This is a genomic window from Exiguobacterium sp. s189 (assembly GCF_018617615.1).
In the GTDB taxonomy this organism is placed as follows: Bacteria; Bacillota; Bacilli; order Exiguobacteriales; family Exiguobacteriaceae; genus Exiguobacterium; species Exiguobacterium aestuarii_A.
This window is the reverse complement of record NZ_JACSKM010000026.1, coordinates 1-1,260: the sequence shown is the minus strand read 5'-3', so window position 1 is coordinate 1,260 and position 1,260 is coordinate 1. Positions and strand designations below refer to the sequence as shown.

Annotated in this window: 1 protein-coding gene; it reads left to right on the top strand. The window is 56.6% G+C overall.

All coding sequences use genetic code 11. From position 1 onward, the window contains the following. Positions 1-187 precede the first annotated feature (187 nt). Positions 188-1,260: IS200/IS605 family element RNA-guided endonuclease TnpB (tnpB, locus tag KNO99_RS15200; protein WP_214750085.1), on the top strand; the 1,073-nt coding region annotated here is incomplete at its 3' end.

Sequence of the window (1,260 nt, the reverse complement as noted above, 5' to 3'; positions counted from 1 at the left end):
CTCCTCTAAGCGTCTCGGGGCGTAGCCCAGCGTAGGCGGGAGATGAATCGCCCGGTCCAAAAGTCTTCTCCTCCTGTGACAGATGTAGCGAACAGAAGTTCGTGATTTTGTCAGATTCTCCCTCCCCTTCCGCGGGTATCGGATGAGGAGGACACATCACGATCTTCTGGAGGGAGAAGGGACGGACATGCTGAAAGGTTACACATACAGGCTCCACCCGACGCCGGCACAGGCCGAGTTCCTCATCAAGACGATCGGCTGCGCCCGGTTCATCTACAACAAGCTGCTCGAGGACCGTATCGCCATCCGCGAGGAGGCGAAAGCGGGGATCGTGACGAGACGGAAACCGGCGACACCCGCCTCCTACAAGCCCCTCTTCCCGTTCCTCGCCGAGGCGGACAGCCTCGCGCTCGCGAACGCGAAGCTGAACCTCGACACCGCGTTCGCGAAGTTCTTCGCCGGGACGGGCGGCTTCCCGGTCTTCAAATCGAGACGACGGTCGCGCGCCTCCTACACGACGAACAACCAGCACGGCACGATCCGCATCGAGGACGGCAAGGTGAGACTTCCTAAAATCGGCTTCGTGCGGTTCACCCAACATCGCCCGTTCGAGGGCGTCATCCGGTCGGCGACGGTCTCGATGACCAAGACGGGCAAGTTCTTCATCTCCATCCTCGTCGAACAGGACGATGAACCATGGATCCCAGCCGAGAACAAGGTCGGGATCGATCTCGGTTTGGAACATTTCGCCGTCATGACGAACGACGCGATGGTATCGGAGAAAATCGAAAACCCACGTTTCCTTCGTAAGTCCGAGGCGAAGGTCAAGAAGGCGCAACGGGCGCTGTCGCGAAAGAAGATTGGGAGCAAGAACCGTGAAAAGGCCAAATTACTTTTGGCCAAGAAACACGAAAAGATTGCCAACCAACGCAAGGACTTCCTTCACAAACTGTCGAGACGGATCGTTGACGAGAACCAAGTCATCGTCGTGGAGACATTGAAGTCGAAGAACATGATGCGGAACCATAAGGTAGCCAAATCGATTGCAGATGTCAGTTGGTACGAGTTCGTCCGGCAACTCGAATACAAATCAAACTTCTACGGACGGACACTCATCAAGGCAGACCCCTGGTACGCATCCACTCAAATCTGCTCCACTTGCGGCGTGAAGGGCGAGAAGAAGGCGATGGATGTCCGTGAATGGACGTGTGCCTGTGGCGCGCATCATGACCGTGACATCAACGCGAGCATCAACCTATT